The sequence below is a fragment of the Fulvimarina thalattae genome (assembly GCF_040239565.1).
GTDB lineage: Bacteria > Pseudomonadota > Alphaproteobacteria > Rhizobiales > Rhizobiaceae > Fulvimarina.
Window position 1 is genome coordinate 1 of the sequence record NZ_JBEHWS010000050.1, and the last position, 3,002, is coordinate 3,002.

Genomic DNA, 3,002 nt, shown 5'->3' on the forward strand with positions numbered 1-3,002 from the left:
CAATACGACACCGAGAAAATGCCTCGGCTTCGTCACGCCTCTCCAAGCCATGCTCAAAGAACTTGGCAAAGACGTCCAAATCCGCTTCTCATGATCACGTTGCACTTCATGCTGGAATCCACCTAGATGTTGGTAAGGTCCACAACATTCGGGTCGGCGATCAGCTGACAATTAAGGTCGGCGAAAATTCGATGCTGTCGATGTCGAAAGAAGGCGACATCCTGATCTCGGGAAAACGGATCAAGTTCGTCGCTGATCGTATCGACTCCAACGAGTAATCGCGATGTCCGACGCCGGTCGCAGAATAGACAATCCGCAGATCCTGCGTGGGACGCCACCGTTCGATGGTGTCGCGGCTGCAAAGGACATGCTCCGAAGCGATATTCCGCTCAGCAAAAAATGGACCTACGAACCTTCTCATTGGCGGCCCGCCGACGGTGGACTGATGGCGACGCCAAGCCGGGCGGCGACCGACGAGTCCGACATCGCGAGTCTGCGGGACTATGTTCAGGGCCTCTCTGCAAACAAGGTTGTACCACCAGCGCGCGATTCCTATCCTGAAAATGAGGCAAAGGAAGACGAGAATTCGACCTCGGTGTCCGGTCCATCGGTCGAAAGCAAATTGAAGGATGGCGGTGTCGGGAACGAGTGGGGCAAGAGTAACAAGCGCGATCTTAAGACCGGTAAGACGACGACGGAGAGCAGAGACAAGGTCGACAACGACTTTCGTGGCAAATTCCAGGAAAAAGAAGTCACGATTGTCGAAGGTAAGGCCGAAGCCAAGGCGAGTGCGGCCGTGGCCGAAGGCAGCTTCGGCGATGATGATAGTTTTGCCAGCGGCAAAGGCTCCGTACTTGGTGGTGAAGCGGCTGCGGAAGCCAAAGGATCGGTCACAAGTAAGGGGCTGAAAGGAAGCGCTAAGGCTTCTGCCGAAGCGTACATGATGAAGGGAAGCGTCAAGACACGGGAAGACGGCTTCGTCAAAGGTGACGCCAGCGGCGCAGTAATGCGCGCAAGCGCAGAAGCGTCGGGCGAAGTGATCCTGACTGCAGAGCAGGCGACGGCTTCAGGAAAACTCGGAGCGAGCGCAAACTTGATTGAAGGCAAGATGGGGGGCGAGATTTGCGTAACTCCCCGCCGCGTCAGCAACCTAGCGATTAGTGCCTATAACTGGTCCGTTGGCGATGACTACGAAGGCCTCGACGAGAACTGGGATATCGGCTTTTGCGTCGGCGGTGAGGTCGGTGCCTCCGTGGGTGCGCAGGCAGAAGTCGATGGAAAGATCGGTTACGAAAAAGGCAAGGCCAGTGCAGAAGCTGGCGCGAAATTGGGCCTTGGCGCGGGCGCCAGCGCAAAGGTCAAGGGCAGTATCATGGGGTTCGACAAGCTAAAGGGCTTCCTCGGGCTATGAGTGGCGAACAAAGGAGTGGCCAAGAGTGTTCCACGATTTGCTAAAGAAAATACTGGTCGTGTCATTCGTGGCCAGCGCAGTATGTCTATTCAAACACGGAGTGACCATGGCACAGACTCAGGCAGACGCCTTGCTCACACTGGAAGATCGCCAAGATTCCACGCAAAAATTTTCGCTGAAGGGCTTCGAGTATCTCGACTTTACGACGTCGAAACTCGAGGGCTTTATCTGGAACAAGACCGATAAACCGGTCGAAGAGTTTCAAACTTCAGAGCTTTTCACGGAATTTTTCGAAGTTTACCTCGGATACGATCCAGTAAACCGGGATCAAGGTGAGATCCATGTGTTCGCAGCGAAGATCAAGCCGGCAAAGGTTGGACTTGCAGCCGACTATGCTCGCTTTTTCGCATCTGAATGGGGGCCCCTGAATTTCGGCGTGAAAGCGCATGATCCCAAATTTGGCGAGGTGATGACCGGGCGCAAGAACGAGGACGGGGTGCAAGACTTTACTCGAATCTCGGTATTTCGCCGTGCCGACGAGCTTCTGATCATACGCGCCGATGGTCCTGAGGAGAGCTGGGATTCCTTCGGCCCGAACATCGCGGCTTTCGTCGGATCGATCCGTTTCAATCAGTCGCTCGACGAGGACCCGGTGCTGGCATCCTTTGAGGAGCGAGACTTGTCGCTCACGAGCACCGCTGGGGCGGGCAAGAAGATTGTCGTGGAGCTTCCACCGGCATGGAAACCCCTCCCGATCGAGAACACTCAAGACCCGAAGCTTGGAGCTTTTGCGTTCTTTATCGATGAGGCGGATGAACAGAAAAACTCCGCCGCGATGCTATTCTCTGTCGATGCACGTGGCGCAAGTGGCAGTGTTGAAGATAAGTCTGCGCAATTGGCAGAGACGCTGGGCGAGATTCTGCTCGATAATGTCTTGCCGGATCAGCCGCGGAAGATCGAGGCGTTGGGAAAGGTCTGGAAGTTCCCCGAGCTCAACGGTCTCGTCGATTTCAATGGCCTGCATTCGTTCAAACTGACTTTTCCGAAGCTTGCTATGCCGGCTGGCCTGGATGTCTTCTTGTCGATCAAGGAGGGCCATGTCGTCGGCTACGCGGTCCTGTCTACGTATCCGACCGATATGTGGCACCGGGCCGCGACCTTGAACCCGACGCTTGTGGAATATCAGCTGCGGATAGGCATCGAAGACTACTGGAAGACATGAGGTTGCACCGCTCGATGGCCTCAAGAAATGACACTTTCATCTCGGAATAAGCTATGCGTGCGGGGCGCAATTCGACTTCATCCCGAAATAGCGCCCTTGGCCCATCGGCAGGGCGCTTTACGGCAAGCCATAGGCAAACGAAAGACCAGCCATGAACAATATACCGAGACCGAAAAGTTTCGATGATTCGCTGGAGGTATGGTCGAAGCTGATGGCGCTTGCCGACATGATCGAGATCGATGCCGACTCCGGCGCTCTTACCATCCAGAACGGCAAGTCGCGGGCAATTCTTCACCCGGACGGGACGATCCGCATCGAGGGCACGCGGATCGTCCAGTCGGCCGAGCGAAACATCGCGCTCGATGCCGC

Annotated in this window: 4 protein-coding genes; all 4 read left to right on the plus strand. The window is 55.6% G+C overall.

Annotation, left to right across the window (positions count from 1 at the left end):
* A partial coding sequence (locus ABRA89_RS20205; protein WP_349943304.1) for a hypothetical protein occupies positions 1-278 on the plus strand: 278 nt, incomplete at its 5' end.
* A 5-nt stretch (positions 279-283) separates the two neighbouring features.
* The gene (locus ABRA89_RS20210) at positions 284-1,411 is read left to right on the plus strand and encodes a hypothetical protein (protein WP_349943305.1); all 1,128 of its coding nucleotides are present in this window, start codon (positions 284-286) and stop codon (positions 1,409-1,411) included.
* A 106-nt stretch (positions 1,412-1,517) separates the two neighbouring features.
* Complete coding sequence (locus ABRA89_RS20215; RefSeq protein ID WP_349943306.1) at positions 1,518-2,633, plus strand: hypothetical protein; 1,116 nt, start codon at positions 1,518-1,520, stop codon at positions 2,631-2,633.
* 151 nt (positions 2,634-2,784) lie between these two features.
* A partial coding sequence (locus tag ABRA89_RS20220; RefSeq protein ID WP_349943307.1) for a hypothetical protein occupies positions 2,785-3,002 on the plus strand: 218 nt, incomplete at its 3' end.

Bases quoted from the DNA above. Each gene is read 5' to 3' on its own strand.
- ABRA89_RS20215 (WP_349943306.1), top strand. From the start codon at position 1,518: ATGGCACAGACTCAGGCAGACGCCTTGCTCACACTGGAAGATCGCCAA.
- ABRA89_RS20210 (WP_349943305.1), top strand. From the start codon at position 284: ATGTCCGACGCCGGTCGCAGAATAGACAATCCGCAGATCCTGCGTGGG.